At 38.2% G+C, this 16,628-nt stretch carries 17 protein-coding genes; 5 read left to right on the forward strand and 12 right to left on the reverse strand.

What is annotated here, in order from left to right; genetic code table 11:
* Positions 1-120: 120 nt before the first annotated feature.
* The 3 genes from C8C84_RS04235 (at position 121) to C8C84_RS04245 (ending at position 3,758) form a co-directional block, all read left to right on the forward strand.
* Entirely contained in the window at positions 121-555 is a 435-nt protein-coding gene (locus C8C84_RS04235) for a cytochrome c (protein WP_121312349.1), read from the forward strand.
* Positions 548-1,879 carry a cbb3-type cytochrome c oxidase subunit I gene (locus C8C84_RS04240; protein ID WP_158592546.1) on the forward strand — a complete coding sequence of 444 codons (1,332 nt, stop codon included), beginning with the start codon at positions 548-550 and terminating at the stop codon, positions 1,877-1,879. The genes C8C84_RS04235 and C8C84_RS04240 overlap by 8 nt, the downstream gene beginning before the upstream one ends.
* Before the next feature lie 64 nt (positions 1,880-1,943).
* Positions 1,944-3,758 carry a hypothetical protein gene (locus tag C8C84_RS04245; protein WP_121314965.1) on the forward strand — a complete coding sequence of 605 codons (1,815 nt, stop codon included), beginning with the start codon at positions 1,944-1,946 and terminating at the stop codon, positions 3,756-3,758.
* 1 nt (position 3,759) lies between these two features.
* On the opposite strand, the gene C8C84_RS04250 is transcribed toward C8C84_RS04245, so the two are convergent.
* From C8C84_RS04250 to ric, 4 genes are read right to left on the reverse strand one after another with little or no spacing between them, the layout of a single operon-like run.
* Entirely contained in the window at positions 3,760-4,422 is a 663-nt protein-coding gene (locus C8C84_RS04250; protein ID WP_233549724.1) for an anaerobic ribonucleoside-triphosphate reductase activating protein, read from the reverse strand.
* 4 nt (positions 4,423-4,426) lie between these two features.
* A complete protein-coding gene (nrdD, locus tag C8C84_RS17225; protein WP_121312352.1) occupies positions 4,427-4,594 on the reverse strand; it encodes an anaerobic ribonucleoside-triphosphate reductase in 168 nt (55 codons plus the stop codon).
* Entirely contained in the window at positions 4,578-6,692 is a 2,115-nt protein-coding gene (locus C8C84_RS04260) for a ribonucleoside triphosphate reductase (RefSeq protein WP_121312353.1), read from the reverse strand. Before C8C84_RS04260 ends, nrdD begins: the two co-directional genes overlap by 17 nt.
* 29 nt (positions 6,693-6,721) lie before the next feature.
* Positions 6,722-7,450 carry an iron-sulfur cluster repair di-iron protein gene (gene ric, locus C8C84_RS04265; protein WP_121312354.1) on the reverse strand — a complete coding sequence of 243 codons (729 nt, stop codon included), beginning with the start codon at positions 7,448-7,450 and terminating at the stop codon, positions 6,722-6,724.
* A gap of 137 nt (positions 7,451-7,587) precedes the next feature.
* Here ric and nadA point away from each other — a divergent pair, with 137 nt between their 5' ends.
* Both nadA and nadB read left to right on the forward strand, forming a co-directional pair.
* A complete protein-coding gene (gene nadA / locus C8C84_RS04270) occupies positions 7,588-8,517 on the forward strand; it encodes a quinolinate synthase NadA (protein ID WP_121312355.1) in 930 nt (309 codons plus the stop codon).
* Positions 8,517-10,064, forward strand: a complete 1,548-nt coding sequence (gene nadB / locus C8C84_RS04275; RefSeq protein WP_121312356.1) for an L-aspartate oxidase — start codon at positions 8,517-8,519, stop codon at positions 10,062-10,064. Before nadA ends, nadB begins: the two co-directional genes overlap by 1 nt.
* On the opposite strand, the gene C8C84_RS04280 is transcribed toward nadB, so the two are convergent.
* From C8C84_RS04280 to nosZ, 8 genes are read right to left on the reverse strand one after another with little or no spacing between them, the layout of a single operon-like run.
* The gene (locus C8C84_RS04280; RefSeq protein ID WP_121312357.1) at positions 10,045-10,488 is read right to left on the reverse strand and encodes a copper resistance protein CopD; all 444 of its coding nucleotides are present in this window, start codon (positions 10,486-10,488) and stop codon (positions 10,045-10,047) included. The two genes, nadB and C8C84_RS04280, sit on opposite strands and share 20 nt — an antisense overlap.
* On the reverse strand, positions 10,488-10,859 hold the full coding sequence (locus C8C84_RS04285; RefSeq protein ID WP_121312358.1) for a group III truncated hemoglobin: 372 nt from the start codon (positions 10,857-10,859) through the stop codon (positions 10,488-10,490). The genes C8C84_RS04280 and C8C84_RS04285 overlap by 1 nt, the downstream gene beginning before the upstream one ends.
* 1 nt (position 10,860) lies before the next feature.
* A complete protein-coding gene (locus C8C84_RS04290; protein WP_121312359.1) occupies positions 10,861-11,628 on the reverse strand; it encodes an ABC transporter permease subunit in 768 nt (255 codons plus the stop codon).
* Positions 11,612-12,334: an ABC transporter ATP-binding protein gene (locus C8C84_RS04295; protein ID WP_121312360.1), complete on the reverse strand. Its 723-nt coding sequence runs from the start codon at positions 12,332-12,334 to the stop codon at positions 11,612-11,614. The genes C8C84_RS04290 and C8C84_RS04295 overlap by 17 nt, the downstream gene beginning before the upstream one ends.
* Positions 12,331-13,560: a nitrous oxide reductase family maturation protein NosD gene (locus C8C84_RS04300; RefSeq protein WP_121312361.1), complete on the reverse strand. Its 1,230-nt coding sequence runs from the start codon at positions 13,558-13,560 to the stop codon at positions 12,331-12,333. The genes C8C84_RS04295 and C8C84_RS04300 overlap by 4 nt, the downstream gene beginning before the upstream one ends.
* Positions 13,557-13,988, reverse strand: a complete 432-nt coding sequence (locus C8C84_RS04305) for a nitrous oxide reductase accessory protein NosL (protein WP_121312362.1) — start codon at positions 13,986-13,988, stop codon at positions 13,557-13,559. The genes C8C84_RS04300 and C8C84_RS04305 overlap by 4 nt, the downstream gene beginning before the upstream one ends.
* Complete coding sequence (locus C8C84_RS04310; RefSeq protein WP_121312363.1) at positions 13,985-14,575, reverse strand: hypothetical protein; 591 nt, start codon at positions 14,573-14,575, stop codon at positions 13,985-13,987. Before C8C84_RS04310 ends, C8C84_RS04305 begins: the two co-directional genes overlap by 4 nt.
* A gap of 51 nt (positions 14,576-14,626) precedes the next feature.
* The gene (nosZ, locus tag C8C84_RS04315) at positions 14,627-16,606 is read right to left on the reverse strand and encodes a Sec-dependent nitrous-oxide reductase (RefSeq protein ID WP_121312364.1); all 1,980 of its coding nucleotides are present in this window, start codon (positions 16,604-16,606) and stop codon (positions 14,627-14,629) included.
* Positions 16,607-16,628 lie beyond the last annotated feature (22 nt).

Below are 16,628 nucleotides of genomic sequence, written 5' to 3' on the forward strand. Positions count from 1 at the left end.
TTCTTTTTTGAAAGGGAAAAGGCGTGGAAGTTGTCATTCACGCCTTTTTTGTGATTAAAATCATAAACAAAGGTATTTTATTTTCCTCTATTTGCAATACAAATTCAATGTCTTTCGGCTATGATTCCACCGAGAAAATACCTATTCTTATTGCTGCTATTGTTGGCTTTATTTTCAAGTTACAATTATATTATTTATACCGATACGTCGGCTTATGGAAATGTACGATTGTCAGAAAAGGCGCTTCAGGGCGAGAAACTTTGGCTACAAAACAATTGTAATTCCTGTCATCAAATTTATGGTTTGGGCGGTTATCTCGGACCCGATTTGACCAATGTATATTCCTTTAGAAAGCGGGATGAGAAGTTTTTGAAATCAATGTTCAACAGTGGTATTAAAACCATGCCGAGGTTTGATTTCAATGAAACTGAAAAAGAAGAATTGTTACAGTATCTCAAAGAAATAGACCAAACCGGACAGTATCCGAATACCAAAGCCAAGATTGAGGCTGATGGTTGGGTCAAAATTCAAAACCAAAATGAAACGCATGAATAATACCCATTATCCTTTTTACTTTATTGCTTCCGGATTGATTTCTTTACTATTGGGGTTGTTTTGCGGATTGCTTGGCGGTTTCCAATATGTTATTCCCGAATTTATCAAAGAAACACTACCGTTTCAGACACTTCGACCATTACATACTTTATTTGTCGTTTCATGGGTTTTACTAACGGCGACAGGCGGTGTTTACTATTATTTGGGTCAAAATAACGAAGCCAAATTACCCAATCAAAATCTGATTAAAACTCATTTGTGGGTATTTATTCTTAGCGGATTGGGAATTGCAATATCTTATTTATTTAAAAATTTTGCCGGAAAAGAATACCTCGAATTCCCAAGCTATTTCTATTTTCCAATTGTCTTAGGTTGGATTCTATTTGGTCTTACTTATTTCAAAACGTTAGTTCCGACTTTCAAAAATTGGCCGGTGTATTACTGGATGTGGGCCACAGGTATTGTGTTGATGATTTACCATTTCACCGAAGCGCATTTGTGGTTACTGCCCTATTTCAAAGCGCATTTTGTACAAAATGTAGCCATGCAATGGAAGGCCGGCGGTTCTTATGTAGGTTCTTGGAACATGTTGGTTTACGGCACGGCGATTTATGTTATGACCAAAATCAGCAAAGAGGAGCGTTATGCAAAGTCAGGGAAAGCGTTTTTCTTTTTCTTTTTAGGATTGACTAATTTGATGTTTGGCTGGGCGCATCACGTTTATATTATCCCGACAGCGTCATGGATAAGGTATCTCGCTTACGGCATTAGCATGACTGAATGGATTATACTCTTTTCGATTATTTATGACTGGAAAAAGAATTTGTCTCAGAAGAAAAAAAACGAGTTTGCTTTGGCTTATCAATTCATGCGCTTAGCTGATTTTTGGGTGTTTTTGAATATTATTTTGGCGCTGTTGATTTCTATTCCGGCTATCAATTTATTTACACATGGCACGCATATTACGGTGGCACATTCGATGGGAACTACCATTGGCATTAATACTTTGATATTGTTATCTTCAGTCACTTATATTTTGGAGTTGAATAACTGTTTGGTTCCCGTAAAGAGAATCCAAATTGGGCTCAAGATTTTCAACATTTCGTTTTTTCTTTTCTGGATCAGTTTGTTGTTGATGGGCATAAAAAAGGCCCATAGGACACACTTTAATCAAGCGATTTCTTTTGCCCAATTTCAGGATTCTATGCACTGGTTTTATGTCCTATTTGTGTTTTTCGGCCTAGGTATTTTGGTAGGATTGTATCTAATTGTCTTTGAACTGCTGATAAACATCAAAAAACATCTCTCTTCTTCCTTGGTATGACATATATCATACTTTATATGGAATGATTTCACAAAATTCGCCCCTTATTAAAAAACGTTACCTCATGACTACTACAAACAATATCCATACTTTTCACATACCCGTAATGGGATTGGCTTATACCATTGACAGTCCGATTCGTGTAGCACAATTTGGTATTTCCTCCGTAATATCCATCACCGATGACGAACTGATAGAAAAAATGCGGGCTTTTTACAGTAAAAAATTCAGTCTGCCTTACCATGAGATTACGCAAAAATGCCATGATTACCGTGCGGAGCGAATTAAGCATTATCTGAATTTGGTTGATACTATAGTCAAAGACAAATTTGAAATTTTCAAAAATGAACTGGCCGAGAACAAAACGGCTTTGGAAAATTACATCGCTATGTTGCCCAATAAATCCGAATTGAAAAACGGACTTCAAAGATTCATCGAGGAAGGATTGTTAATCAAAGAATCCGTTAAAAGTTACTTGGCTGAACATTTTTTCCCCGGAGAAATCGATGTGAATATCATGACTAAAGTGGACAAAGATAATTTTAATAAAAACGAACAATTACCGGTTGAATTCAATGATGCTCATGCTTCTTTGCGTGGTTTTGCTGAGAGTAGTTTGAGTTCTTCTGTAGTGCTTTCTGCAGGGATGAATCCAAGGCTGTACAGCTATTTTGAAAAATTTCCTGTGTTTTATCCTGATGCGAAAGGACGACTGCAAAAGAAAATTATTCTGAAAGTGAGCGACTTTCGTTCGGCGATGATTCAAGGGAATTTTTTGGCCAAAAAAGGGCTTTGGGTTTCGGAATACCGCATCGAATCGGGATTGAATTGTGGCGGACATGCATTTGCAACAGACGGTTTTTTGATGGGGCCAATCTTAGAAGAATTTAAAGCCAAAAAAGAACAGTTGGTGCAGTCAGCTCATGAATTGATGGTGAAGGCTTTAGAAGCTAAAAATCTAGCTGTTCCGACTCAGCCACTCAGTTTAAAAATCACAGCTCAAGGCGGTGTTGGGACAGGAGAAGAACATGATTTTTTAATCGAAAATTACAAATTAGATTCCGTAGGTTGGGGTTCACCATTCCTATTGGTTCCCGAAGCCACTTCAGTCGATAATGAAACCAGATCACTTTTGGCGAAAGCTCAAGAAGCTGATTTTTATTTGAGTGATATTTCACCACTGGGTGTTCCCTTTAATTCGGTGAAAGGGATGAGTAATGACCTTTGGAAACAAAAAAGAATTGACGACAATAAAGCCGGAAGTTCTTGTCCGAAAAAATTGTTAGCATTGAGTAAAGAATACGATCCGCAAGGCATGTGTACGGCTTCTAAAAAATACCAGGATATTAAATTAGCCGAATTAGAAGTTCAGAAAGACAATCTGTCTGAATCAGACATACAGAAAAAGCAAGCCAAAATATTTGAAAAATCGTGTCTGTGCGTGGGCTTGGCTAATGCTTCATATATAGAAAATGATATTGAAGTTAAAGGCCAACAACAAGGTATTGTGATTTGTCCGGGACCAAATTTAGCTTATTTTGACAAAGTGGTTTCTTTGGCTCAAATGGTAAAGCATATTTATGGCAATGCCAATGTATTGTCGGATATCAATCGCCCAAATATGTTTGTTAAAGAGCTGAAAATGTATGTGGATTATTTGAAAAACGAATTGGAAAACTATACCGAGGAATTCACCACAGCCCAACTCAAAAAATGGAATGCCTTTAAAAGTAATGTGTTGACGGGAATTGATTATTATTTGGATTTGTTTGAAACAACTAATTCCTTTACCAAGGAAAAGAATACTATCCGAAAACAATTGCAGTTTTATAAAGCGGAAGTGAATCAGATTGCTATTCCGGTTTTGGAGAATGTATAACTTATCGAAGTGTAATTTTTACCGCAGGATTTATAGGCAAAGTGTTTTCCAAACGACAGTAAGAATTGGGTAATTTTCCAATGGTTTCTACTTGGTTTCTAAAATGCTGAATGTAATAAGTTCCGGTATATTCATTGTATTTCAGATAGTCAATCATATCGTTGAGTTCATCTTTGGCCAGCAATTCGGAGTGATAAGTGGTACGGACTTCAAAAGCAATATCAGCATTTAAAAGCAATTGCATGGATTTTTCAAATTGGTCAAATAAATCGGATTGTGTGATAAACGAAAACGACTCTTTGGTAGACTTAAAATCGAGTGCTACATAATCTATCAATTGTTGTTCTATCAGATGTTTAAGGACTTCAGGTTTGGAACCATTGGTATCCACTTTTACCAAAAAACCCATCGCTTTCACAAGACTGATTTGTTCTATTATATCTTTGTGAATTAAACATTCGCCACCACTGAAAACTACTGCATCGAGCAGGCCTTTTCGCGTTTCTAAAAAAGAGATCATTTCGGAAAAGGAGAATTTTCCTTTCCCGAAAACAATCTCAGGATTATAGCAATACAAACACCGCATATTGCAACCGGCATACCAAAGGATGCAAGCGCTTTTGTCCGGATAATCCAAAAGGGTAAAAGGAGTTATATTACTCACTGGTTTAACCATTTGGACATTCTTTAAAATGGATTCGTTGTTTGTGCTCTCCTTTCTTACCGATATTAAAACTTTCTACCGGGCGATGATATCCCATCACTCTGGTGTAAACGAGGCATTTGGTTCTCAAATGTTGGTTTTCTTTTAAAATCTCATTAGTTTTTGTTTTCATATGTAATATTTTTTTGGTTTTCTATTAAAACATCGTCGCATTTTGGGCAGAATTCGTGTTCACCGTTGAGGTAACCGTGAACCGGACAAACACTGAATACCGGTGTGACTGTGATATAAGGCAATTTGAATTTAGACAAGACCGTTTTGATAAAGTTTTTGCAAGCTTCCGAAGTGCTGATTCTTTCGTTCATATACAAATGCAGTACCGTTCCGCCGGTGTATTGACATTGCAAATCGTCTTGCATTAAGAGTGCTTCAAACGGATCTTGGGTAAAATCTACCGGAATTTGGGAACTGTTGGTATAATAAATATTTTCTTCCATGCCGGCTTGCAAGATATTTGGATAGCGTTTTTTGTCTTCTTTGGCGAAGCGATAAGTAGTGCCTTCCGCCGGAGTGGCTTCCAGGTTGTACAGATTACCAGTGGTTTCCTGAAATTCTTTCATGCGGTTGCGAATATGGTTTAAAATTTCCATAGAGAATTCATGTCCGAACGTTGTTGAGATGTCTTGTTTGTCTTCAGTGAAATTGCGTACCATTTCATTCATTCCATTGACACCAATGGTAGAAAAGTGATTCCGGAAATGCGGCAAATATCTTTTGGTGTAAGGATACAAACCGCGGTCATACATCTCTTGGATGAATTGTCGTTTCTTTTCCAAAGTCGATTGCGCCAATGCCATCAATCGGTCTAATTGATTGTACAGTTCTTCTTTATTGCCTTCGTATAAATAACCTAAACGTGCCATGTTGATGGTCACAACTCCGATGCTTCCGGTCATTTCGGCACTACCGAACAAACCGTTGCCTCGCTTTAATAATTCTCTTAAATCGAGTTGCAAACGACAACACATGCTGCGAACGGCATTAGGTTTGTAAGCATTCGGGTTTTCGACTTTATTGCCGTTTTCATCCAAAAGATATTGGCTTCCAATAAAATTCTGGAAATAGGACGAACCAATCTTAGCTGTGTTTTCAAACAACAGTTCGGTATTTTCGCCGTTCCAATCAAAATCTTCGGTGATGTTTACTGTTGGAATTGGAAACGTAAATGGTTGACCATTGGCATCGCCTTCCGTCATTACGGTATAATAGGCTTTATTGATGAGATTCATTTCGGGTTGGAAATGTTCGTAGCGCAATTCAATGAGTGAATCCACGCCACGTTCTTTGGCGCGCGACAAAATACTTTCGTTGGTAATCGTTTCAAATAAATGATGGTCATTTTTGGTCGGAATTTGTTCTTTTAAATCCGCCGGAACTACCCAATCCAAAGTAATATTGGTAAAAGGTGATTGTCCCCAACGCGCGGGCACATTCAGGTTATAGACAAAACTGCGAACGGCTTTTAAAACATCGTCAAAAGACAAATTGTCTTTGAAAACATATGGCGCCAAATATGTGTCAAACGAACTGAACGCTTGTGCGCCGGCCCATTCGCTTTGCAAAATCCCCAGAAAGTTAGCCATTTGTCCCAAAGCTTCTCTAAAATGCGATGGTGCTTTGCTTTCCACACGACCTCGAACGCCGTTGAAACCGTCATTGAGTAAAACCCGCAAACTCCAACCGGCGCAATATCCGGTTAGGCAATCTAAATCGTGGATGTGCAAATCTCCGTTGCGGTGCGCATAACCTTCTTCTTTGGAATACACTTTATCCAACCAATAATTGGCAATGATTTTTCCGGCTACGTTGTTTACCAAACCCGCATTGGAGTAAGAAGTATTGGCATTGGCATTGATACGCCAGTCAGTTTGTGAAATGTATTCTTCTATGGTTTGTGTACTGTCAACATAAGTGGTGTCGTCATTTAATCCTTGGATATGTTCCCGTTGTAACTTTCGCGTATGCCGGAACAACATAAAAGAACGCATTGTGGTGAAATACCGGTTTTCAAAAAGCGTTTGCTCAATAATGTCCTGAATTTCCTCAACAGCCCAAGTTTCTTTGGCATTTATCGCCAATATAACTTTTTCAAAAACACGCTCATCAAACGGAAGCGAGACACTATTAAAACTCTTGACTATGGCATCCCTTATTTTAAAAGGTTCAAAAGGTTTGTATTCGCCATTTCTTTTGATGACATATTTTTCCATGATGAGCGTGGTTTTTAGGTTAGCATTGATTATGAAATATTGAATTTGGCTTCCATGGCTTTGGCTTTTGGAAACACGATGTTGTTTTCGAGATGGATGTGTTTGTGCAAATCTTGTTCGAATTCTTTCAGCATCGCAAAAGTGACTTTGTATGTTTCACAAGCATCTGCCGGCGGATTGTAATCATTGGTCAATTGCGCTATTTTTAGGAAGCGTTCGCCTTCATTTTCGTGTTCTTCCTGCATCATAGCAATTGGATTGTCTACGGTTCCGAAATGAGGTTGTTCAATCGAAGTGTTGTCTCTTAGTGCGTAATACATTTTTTTGACGAATGGGAACAAAATCAACTCTTCTTTTTTCATGTGTTGGGCTAATTCTCCTGCGCAAATTTTAAAGTGAAGCGCAATTTCAAACAACTCCGGATGTCTTTCTCCGTGTACTTTACAAAGTTTATCAAGATAGAAAAGAAGAGCAGTTGATTTTTCTTCCACATAACGGTGGTGCGTTTTTTCGATGTAGTCGATAAGTAGGTCGGTTGGCCATGATTTGAAGTCGATATTGTTATCTGATTTTGATTCTAAAACGGCATTTAGTTCCTCTTGGATATCGGCTGGATCTAACCCTTTTTTTTCGCAGACTTCCTCTAAAGTTCGGTTGCCTTTACAGCAAAAATCGATACCATATTTGGAAAAAACGGCAGCCGTTCTGAAATCGTCTGCAACAAATTCTCCTATGGTTATTTGTTCTAAAGTATTCATATTCGTTATGTTTTAAGTTTAATTTTAAAAATTAAGGTTTCTCAAAAGTAAGACCATAATTGGGTACTGACATATGATTAAAGTCATAGAAAATTTACTTTTTCAGTCCTTATTTTGTGGTTACTTAAGTAAAAGGCATGGAAAATTTAAAAGAGAAGATTCTCCAACTAAAAAAGGAGAAGAACGCCGTGATTTTGGCTCATTATTACCAACAACCCGAGATACAGGAAATCGCCGATTATGTTGGAGACAGCTTAGGATTATCGCAAGAAGCCGAAAAGGTAAATGCTAATATTATCGTATTTGCCGGAGTTCATTTTATGGCTGAAACCGCCAAGCTACTTAATCCAAAGAAAAAGGTTTTATTACCCGATTTAGAAGCAGGTTGTTCTTTGGCGGAATCTTGTCCACCGGAGATTTTTAAAAAATTTATCGAAGCACATCCCAATCATATTGTAATTACATATGTAAATTGTTCGGTCGAAATTAAAGCCTTAAGTCATTTGGTTTGTACTTCTTCCAATGCGGAAAAAATTGTGAATTCAGTTCCCGAAAACATTCCTATAATCTTTGCGCCGGATAAAAACTTAGGGAACTATATCAATAAAAAAACAGGCAGAAAAATGTTGCTTTGGGATGGAAGTTGTGTTGTTCACGAGGCCTTTTCTTTAGACAAATTAATTGCATTACACAAAGAACATCCGGACGCTGCCATCATTGCACATCCGGAATCGGAAGCACATATTTTGGAAACGGCGAGTTATATCGGTTCTACCTCAGGCATGATTGCGTATGCGAAGCAAAGTCCGAAAAACAAATTCATAGTCGCCACCGAAGCCGGAATTTTATACAAAATGCAGGATGAAGTACCGAATAAAATACTAATTGCTGCGCCGTCAATAGAGGACAATACATGTGCTTGCAGTGAATGTGCCTACATGAAACTCAATACGCTTCGCAAAGTTTACGATTGTTTGCTCACAGAATCTCCGGAAATTAAAGTGCCCAAAAAAATTGCAGACAAAGCCATTATTCCTATTAAACGAATGCTTGAATTGTCCAAATAATGAAGATAACAACTGATTATCTGATATTAGGTTCGGGTATAGCCGGATTGACGGTAGCCATCAAACTGGCGGAACAATTTCCGGATCGAAAAGTGTTGGTTGTCACCAAATCCAATGAAGACGAATCGAATACTAAATATGCACAAGGTGGCATAGCCGTAGTGATTGACAACGTAACCGATGATTTTGAAAAACACATCAACGATACGTTACTTTGCGGAGACGGTTTATGTGATCGAAACATAGTTGAAATGGTAGTAAAAGAAGGGCCAAAACGTTTAGCAGAATTAATCCAATGGGGAACACAATTCGATAAAACTGCCGAAGGAACATTTGATTTAGGCAAAGAAGGCGGTCATTCCAATAATCGTGTGGTCCATTTTAAAGACCAAACCGGACTGGAGATAGAAAGAGCTATTTTGGTAAAAGCCCATCAGGGAAAAAATATCGAAATTCTTGATTTTCATTTTGCGATTGATTTAATGATGCGTGCTGATGTTTGTCACGGTGCTTATGTTTTGGACGAAAAAAGCAATGAAATTATCACGATTCGTTCTCGTTTTACCGTTTTGGCTACCGGCGGTATAGGTCAGGTTTACCAGCAAACGACCAATCCGAAAGTTGCCACCGGCGATGGTATTGCGATGGCGATTCGGGCTAAAGCGATTATCAAAGATATGGAGTTCATTCAATTTCATCCGACGGCTTTGTATGCGCCTAATTCGGTTTCAACTTTCTTGATATCGGAAGCGGTTCGCGGTTTTGGAGCACATTTGAAAACCAAAAATGGTCATCGTTTTATGTTTGATTATGACGTTCGAGGCGAATTAGCTTCACGCGATATTGTCTCGAGAAGCATTGAAACCGAATTAAAAAAATCAGCGGACAATTGTGTTTACTTGGATTGTACGCATTTAGACAGAATTGAATTCCAAAAACATTTCCCAACTATTTATCAGAACTGTTTATTAGAAGGCTTTGATGTAGCAAAAGATTGGATTCCGGTGATTCCGACCCAACATTATTTGTGTGGCGGTGTTGTAGTAAATCGTCATGGGCAAACCTCAATCGAAAATTTATTGGCTTGTGGTGAATGTTCCCGAACCGGTTTGCATGGTGCCAATCGATTGGCTTCCAATTCACTTTTAGAAGCGTTAGTTTATGCACATCAAATTTTCAACTATTTAAGCGAAATGGAGGTTAATCTAAAAGAAACTAAAGTTGATTTCCAGGATTTTTTTTATCGAAAAGGAAATTTGTTAGCGTCCGATTTTACCAAAATAATTAAAGAAAAGTTGCAAAATGTCATGCAACAAAATGCCGGGATTGTTCGAAATGACACCGATTTAAAAAATACTTTAAAGCAGTTGCTTGCTTGGAAAAATGAATGTCGAAAAATAGAACAAGAGCATTCTGTCACTAAAGATTTTTTGGAACTGAAAAATTGTATAGAAGTGAGTATTCCGATTGTGGCTTATTCGCTGAAACGAACCCAAAACAGAGGAAGTTTTTTTAAAGAAGGCAAAACTATAAACCTCCAATTCTAACCCAGCTGCCCAAAACTAACATGGCAACACCAATAAAGGTAATCGTTACAATCTGAACGGCCACAGGTAACAAATGTTCGGATTTGACTTTTGGAAAGACAAACAGTTGGGCATTAATCGCCATTCCGACTGAAATAAAAAGCAACAATAATTTAAGCGATACAATTTTCTCAATGCCATTGGAAAATGAAAACCATTGGGTAAACGTAACGTCATAATGATACGCCATTGCAATTCCGCTAAATAGTAAAATCACTAAAGAAGGTAAACCAACGGGTTCGAATTTATTTTTAAAATTAATTAAAATTGAAGCGTCTTTCTTTTTCAAAGCTTCGGGTAAATACCGAATAGTCAAAAATAGATGTCCACCAACCCAAACGGTTGCAGCCAATAAGTGAAAAATTAAGATAATCTGGTGTAGCATTAGCTCAACGTTTTAAACATCATGGCGGCTGAAATATTTAGTGCGCGGTTTTTGATTTCTTCGGCTTTTGATCCTTCAAAAAGCTTGTCAACGGTTTCGGTAAATAATTTGTTCCAATGTCCGAAATGATTAGGGTTCATTGCACTTTTTTGGTGTAACTCTTTGTGTTTCGCCATCGGATTGCCTTCATAATTTCCGGTAAAGAAAAGAATATTTTCCCAAAAGTTATACATTTTGGGCAAATGGGTTTCCCAATTGACATGGGCGACATCGTTGAATAAATAGCCAATTGTATCGTCTGTTTTTACTTTTTCGTAAAAGGTGTTGACCAATTTTTCTATGTCTTTTCTATTTTTGATATCGGTTTTCATGTTACAAATCTTTTTTATTGAATTTTTTAAGCGAAATAAAAAACGGAACAATCGCCCACAGACAGAGCAGTGAGAATGAAACTGCCAAACCAACATTTGTGCCGAAGAAGTCTTTGAAAATCGCGCCGGTGTAACCCATCATAGCCGATACATCCAAGTGCATCAAAATCTGAATTCGGGCCAAGTCTATCGGACTCAAAGCGGTTATAGCTACCATTGCATTTTCAATAGGGTAATCGGCCAATTGGAACAACAAAAACAAAACAATACCGTCAAAAAGCAAGGCAAAAAACAGCCAAGTCATAATGGCAATGCCGATGCCTTTCGCTTTGTCGCGTGTGAGTATCGAACTTAAAAATGCCAAAGCCACAAAAATGACCGAAATCAAACAGCCGATAGCAATCATCATCAGTCCAACACTGTCGGGTGCATTAACCAGTAACGGAATTCCGGCACCAATACCAAATGCTAAAACCATGGAAAGTGATAAACCAAGAAACAAACTCGTCCAAATTTTGCGGCGTTTGATGGGTTGGCTCAGTAATAATTCGATGAATTCTGAACAGTTGTACAGGTAAATGGTGGAAAACAAAATGGAAACCAACGGCACGGTGAATAAAATCACGTTGAGTATGGTCAATAACCCTTTGGCAGCATTGTCTTCTAAGGCGAAAGAACTCCAAGAAAGTGCGGCCAAAATCAAAGTATAAGCCAACACGATTTTGTTCTTCAGTATGTCGAGTAAGACGATTTTAATGATTCGGTTCATGTTGGTTGTTTTTTAAGATTTTAGCAATCGCTCTGGAGATTTTATCCTCTTTAGTAGAAGCTTTTAAGTCTTCTATTTTTTGGTGGAAATGTACTTTGCCTTCTTGCATAAAAATGATTTCGGTAATCAAATCGTCTAACTCGCTGAGCAAATGCGACGTGATGAGAATTAGTTTTCCTTTTTCTTTTTCTCGGATGATTTTTTCTTTTAGAATTTCGGAAGCCAATGGATCTAAACCGGCTGTTGGTTCATCCAGAATTAACACCTCTGGATTAAAGAGAAAAGCCAAAACTGCGCTGACCTTTTGTGTAGTTCCGCCTGAAAGAGTACGCATTTGTTTGTCGAACATTTTGTCCAATTCAAAAGCGTGAATTAAATCTTCGTCTAATGTGGTAGAAGTGTTTCGCACTTTTTTAATCATATCGATAATTTGACCGATGGTCATATTGTCGGGATAGCGTCCTATTTGCGGCATGTAGCCGATATTTTCTCGGTACAAATATTCCCCGAGGATGGATTTTCCGTTGACTATTATCGAACCGTTATCGGGTAAAACCATGCCTAAAATGGCCTTGATTAAAGTTGTTTTTCCGCAACCGTTTGGGCCGATTAGTGCAATGCATTGACCTTTTTGAAACGATAGGTTGATGTCTTGGAGTACGGCTAACTTGCCGAATTTTTTATCGATGTTTTGTATGTCAATCATAATGGAAGTGACTTCATTAATGGCTTATTGTCTATAAAATTATCAGGGGTTATGCTCGGTAAAACTTTTTCAGATTTGTCTAAAAGCGTAATCATAAAACTTCGGAATAAAATCATGGCCGATGGATTGTTTTCGGTGAGAACGGCAAACAAACTTAGCGGATGATAGGGCACATCACCAATTCCGTCTTTGTTTAAATCATAGCCTTCATATTTGTCCCAATAATTGCCGTTGAAGGTGTTGAGCACTAAACTTCCGTTGGTGCTGATGTCAAAAGTGTTGCCAATATAATTGTTGTTTACTATTTCATTTTCCATGCAACTGGCTTGGATTTTCATGCCCCAACCATTGGCTTCAAAGAGGTTTTTTTCGACTTTAACTCGGGAAGTACCTTCCATGTATATTCCTGAAGTGTTTCGTGCAAAACGATTGTTGAAAATGTAACTGTCGGCAATCTCTTTGAGTAATAAACCGTAAGCAGAATCACCCCAATTTTCCTCAAAATAATTATTGAACATCTTTACGTTTTTGGTAAACATTACGGCAACTCCGGCACCGTTTCCTTTGAAAACATTGGTGATGTAAGAATCATCATTGGAAAACATAAAATGCAAACCGTAGCGAATGTTATAGTTGGCAATATTTCTCCAAATGACGGATTGGGTTACAAACTCAAAATAAATGCCGTCGCGATGACCAGAGATTCTGTTGCCTATGATTTGCAAGTGCTCACTTTTCCAGCAATGAATGCCGTTTCCAATGAGTTGTTCTTGTTTACCATAAGCTTTAACTGTATTGTTTTTGATGACACTATTTTTGCAGTTTTGCAGGTAAATACCAAAAAAATTGTTGTCAAGTATATTATTTTCTATTCTAACAAAACTTCGGTCGTAGACTTTAATCCCACATGGGTCGTCTAAAGCGGCGTGGCCTGAATTAATGATTTTGAATCCTTTTACAATGACACTATCGGCGGTAATCGAAAGGACTTCTGCTTTGTTTTGTCCATCGAGTGTCGGATAGTTTTTTCCTAAAAAAGCAATTTTTTTGGTGATGATAATATTACCTTCTTTATAAACTCCTTGGGTAACGATGATGGTGTCGCCATCGTTAGCCAATGCCAAAGCTTGTTTGATAGTTTTGACAGGATAGGTTTTCCCTACGGTAATGGTTTTGGCATTACTGATTAGGCAAAAAAAGAATAATATATAAACTAAATTTTTCATTTATTAGCGTTGTACACTTCAGACCAAGTGGTGGTTTGGGCTTCGAGTTTTTTGCCAAATTCGTTTTGTTCTTGCGCTGAACGGAAGGCAGCTATGTTACCTCTCATGGGCGAATTAATTTTTCCGCCTATGATGAAATGAGCGGTTTCGGCAGGAATGAGTGTGTTGTCTTTCAAATAATCATTGACAAAGAAAGACTGGTAAGGAACAACGGTATTAGATTTGGCGAATTGCACCATGCAAGTCAAGTCATCAAACTTGTAATACCTACCTTTTTTGGTGATTAATTCAGCTCCGAATTTACCATTTGAAATCGTCATCTTGCAGAAATCGCAAGTATCTGTATTGATTTTGATAGGCTTTGGTTCATTGGAACTGCATGAAATCAAGGTTAATAATGTGATACATGCAAAGGCTATATTTTTCATGATTTTTTGTTTTTATTAAACTTATATTCTTTTAGTACTACCAATAATAATAAAACGCCTGCTGCGGTCAGCATCCAACCACCTGTGTCGGGGATGGAGTAGGCACCGAAGTTTAGCAGTTGTTTATAACCAATAAGTGGTGGTTGATAAGCCATTCCCGGTACTCTGATAGCGGCATTTGGGTCGAGGTTGTGGCCGTACTCGTAATTCCATCGGTAGAAATCTACTGCGGCTAAGGCAATAAAAACTATGTATGAAATTAGGAAAGCCAGCACCGCTTTTCTTTTGGCTATAAAAATCAACAAGATTGAAATAAGGGCAAAAGCACTAAAGATGTAAGGCAAAATCTTAAACTCAAAAAAGTTTTCGGTGTGCAAAGTTGCCATGCCGATGTAGTGATTCAATCCGTTGATGATATCTACATCACCGCCTATTTTATTGGCGTGTAATTTGAGAACGAGTCCTTCAGGATATTGTGGTGCTTCGAGTTGGATTTGCCACATTGGAACAAATAATGCGCCCGTAAATAATAGTCCTGTTATCAAAAGCAATGTTTTGGACAAACCAGAAATTTTTAAATTTTTCATAGCATTGGAGAAAAAAAGGGAACAAATAAAATCTGTTCCCTTTGGTTAATTTTATTTGGTAGCCTTTGGTATGTTGGTTCCAACACTATAGGTGATGGGAACATTACTTCCGGCTGGAGAAACCCTAATGTATCCTGACATTTCTTGGTGTAATGCGCTACAGAAATCGGTACAATACATAGGCCATATCCCCGTTTTTTTAGGAATCCATTTCAGGGTTGCGGTCTCACCCGGCATAATCAACAACTCTCCGTTGTCGGCTCCTTTGATGGCAAATCCGTGTGGGACATCCCAGTCTTGTTCTAAGTTGGTTACGTGAAAATACACTTCGTCACCCAGTTTAATACCTTCAATATTGTCGGGTGCAAAGTGAGAACGTATTGAAGTCATCCAAACATCGACTCTGTTGCCTTTGCGAACTACTTTGGCTTCTTTTTCACCTTTGGCTACAAAAGGATGGTTGTTGTCGGCAATTTTATAGAATTTCAATTGACCGTTATTTCGAATCAAATCGGCTGGTGCGGCTTGTGCATAGTGTGGCTCACCGATGGTGGGAAAGTCTAAGATTAACTTCATCTTATCGCCACTGATGTCATAAATTTGAGCCGATTGAGCTAATTCAGGACCAGTTGGTAAATAGCGGTCTTTGGTAATTTTGTTGTAAGCGATTAAGTATTTTCCAAATGGTTTTTTACTGTCACCACCAGGGATGCACAAGTGTCCTACAGAATAGTAAGTCGGTACTCGGTCTAAAACTTTAAGTGTTTTAATATCCCATTTGACTACTTCAGAAGAGACAAAGAAAGTAGTATAAGCATTTCCTTTTCCGTCAAATTCAGTGTGTAATGGTCCTAAACCGGGTTTTTGAACTTCACCGTGTAACGCAGCTTCGTATTTTACTACCGGAATTCCACCATAGTCACCTTCGAATTGTTTGTTTTTGATGGCGCCCATCAATTTATCGAAACTGAATACCGGAATCAAAGCGGCCAATTTACCGGAACCTACGATATATTCGCCTGTTGGATCTACGTCACAACCGTGTGGTGATTTCGGGCAAGGAATCATGTAACAAATATCTTTTAAGGCAGCGGCATCTAGCACCAATACTTCATTTTTCATTACAGAGGTAGCGGTATGGGTTTTATCATCCCATTTGTTGTGAACATATTTTACCGACTGTTTTTTCCCTTTTCCGGCTTTGATGTATTCTTCAGCTTTTTTCCAATTTACAGCCATAATAAAGTCTTTATCACGTTGCGAAGCATTTACTTCTAGCAAAGTATTGGCTTGTTCAGTGTTGTAGCAAGAGAAGAAGAACCAACCATGTGATTTTCCCTTCCCTGCGTGAGAAAGGTCAAAGTTTACCCCTGGCGTTACGATTTGGAAAGCTAAGTCCATTTCGCCCTCTTTTCCCACTTTGACAAAACTGATATGACCTTTGAAGTTTTCTTTGTAAGTATTAATAGCTACATCTCCATTAACATAATCCGGTGGCACACTAAATCGAGTTCCTGCTACCACATATTCGGTGTTTTCCGTGATGAATGGAGAAGAGTGATTTCCGGCACTATTAGGTAGCTCAATGATTTCTGCAGTTTTGAATGTTTTCAAATCAATACGAGCAATGCGTGGGGTATTATTGGCATTACCAAAAACCCAACGACCATCAACTTCACCATTAGTTTGTGACATTTCGGTATGGTGTAAATCGTCCCAAGGCACAAATCCGTTGGAAGTATTTAACATTGGTTTGGTTTCTTCGCTGTATCCCCAACCTTTTTCAGGGTCAACGGAGAACACCGGAATTACTCTGAACAATCTTCCACTTGGAAGGCCATAGACACTCAGCTGTCCGCTAAAGCCACCGGAAACGAAGTTATAAAATTCATCATATTTCCCGGGCGCTACGTAGGCTTTTTGAGCAGCATCACCACTCACGGCATCTCCCGAGTTTTTTGGCTTACAGGAAGTTAACAAAGCACTTCCCAGAGCAATTGCAAAAATTGCTTTCACAAACTTATTTTTCATTATAATTGATTTTAATAAGATT

Source organism: Flavobacterium sp. 102 (assembly GCF_003634615.1).
Lineage (GTDB): Bacteria > Bacteroidota > Bacteroidia > Flavobacteriales > Flavobacteriaceae > Flavobacterium.

What these genes read in the sequence shown, in the direction of transcription:
- C8C84_RS04235 (WP_121312349.1), top strand. Translation starts at nt 121, where the DNA reads ATGATTCCACCGAGAAAATACCTATTCTTATTGCTGCTATTGTTGGCT.
- C8C84_RS04240 (WP_158592546.1), top strand. Translation starts at nt 548, where the DNA reads ATGAATAATACCCATTATCCTTTTTACTTTATTGCTTCCGGATTGATT.
- C8C84_RS04245 (WP_121314965.1), top strand. Translation starts at nt 1,944, where the DNA reads ATGACTACTACAAACAATATCCATACTTTTCACATACCCGTAATGGGA.
- nrdD (WP_121312352.1), bottom strand. Translation starts at nt 4,594, where the DNA reads ATGAAAACAAAAACTAATGAGATTTTAAAAGAAAACCAACATTTGAGA.
- C8C84_RS04260 (WP_121312353.1), bottom strand. Translation starts at nt 6,692, where the DNA reads ATGGAAAAATATGTCATCAAAAGAAATGGCGAATACAAACCTTTTGAA.
- ric (WP_121312354.1), bottom strand. Translation starts at nt 7,450, where the DNA reads ATGAATACTTTAGAACAAATAACCATAGGAGAATTTGTTGCAGACGAT.
- nadA (WP_121312355.1), top strand. Translation starts at nt 7,588, where the DNA reads ATGGAAAATTTAAAAGAGAAGATTCTCCAACTAAAAAAGGAGAAGAAC.
- nadB (WP_121312356.1), top strand. Translation starts at nt 8,517, where the DNA reads ATGAAGATAACAACTGATTATCTGATATTAGGTTCGGGTATAGCCGGA.
- C8C84_RS04280 (WP_121312357.1), bottom strand. Translation starts at nt 10,488, where the DNA reads ATGCTACACCAGATTATCTTAATTTTTCACTTATTGGCTGCAACCGTT.
- C8C84_RS04285 (WP_121312358.1), bottom strand. Translation starts at nt 10,859, where the DNA reads ATGAAAACCGATATCAAAAATAGAAAAGACATAGAAAAATTGGTCAAC.
- C8C84_RS04290 (WP_121312359.1), bottom strand. Translation starts at nt 11,628, where the DNA reads ATGAACCGAATCATTAAAATCGTCTTACTCGACATACTGAAGAACAAA.
- C8C84_RS04295 (WP_121312360.1), bottom strand. Translation starts at nt 12,334, where the DNA reads ATGATTGACATACAAAACATCGATAAAAAATTCGGCAAGTTAGCCGTA.
- C8C84_RS04300 (WP_121312361.1), bottom strand. Translation starts at nt 13,560, where the DNA reads ATGAAAAATTTAGTTTATATATTATTCTTTTTTTGCCTAATCAGTAAT.
- C8C84_RS04305 (WP_121312362.1), bottom strand. Translation starts at nt 13,988, where the DNA reads ATGAAAAATATAGCCTTTGCATGTATCACATTATTAACCTTGATTTCA.
- C8C84_RS04310 (WP_121312363.1), bottom strand. Translation starts at nt 14,575, where the DNA reads ATGAAAAATTTAAAAATTTCTGGTTTGTCCAAAACATTGCTTTTGATA.
- nosZ (WP_121312364.1), bottom strand. Translation starts at nt 16,606, where the DNA reads ATGAAAAATAAGTTTGTGAAAGCAATTTTTGCAATTGCTCTGGGAAGT.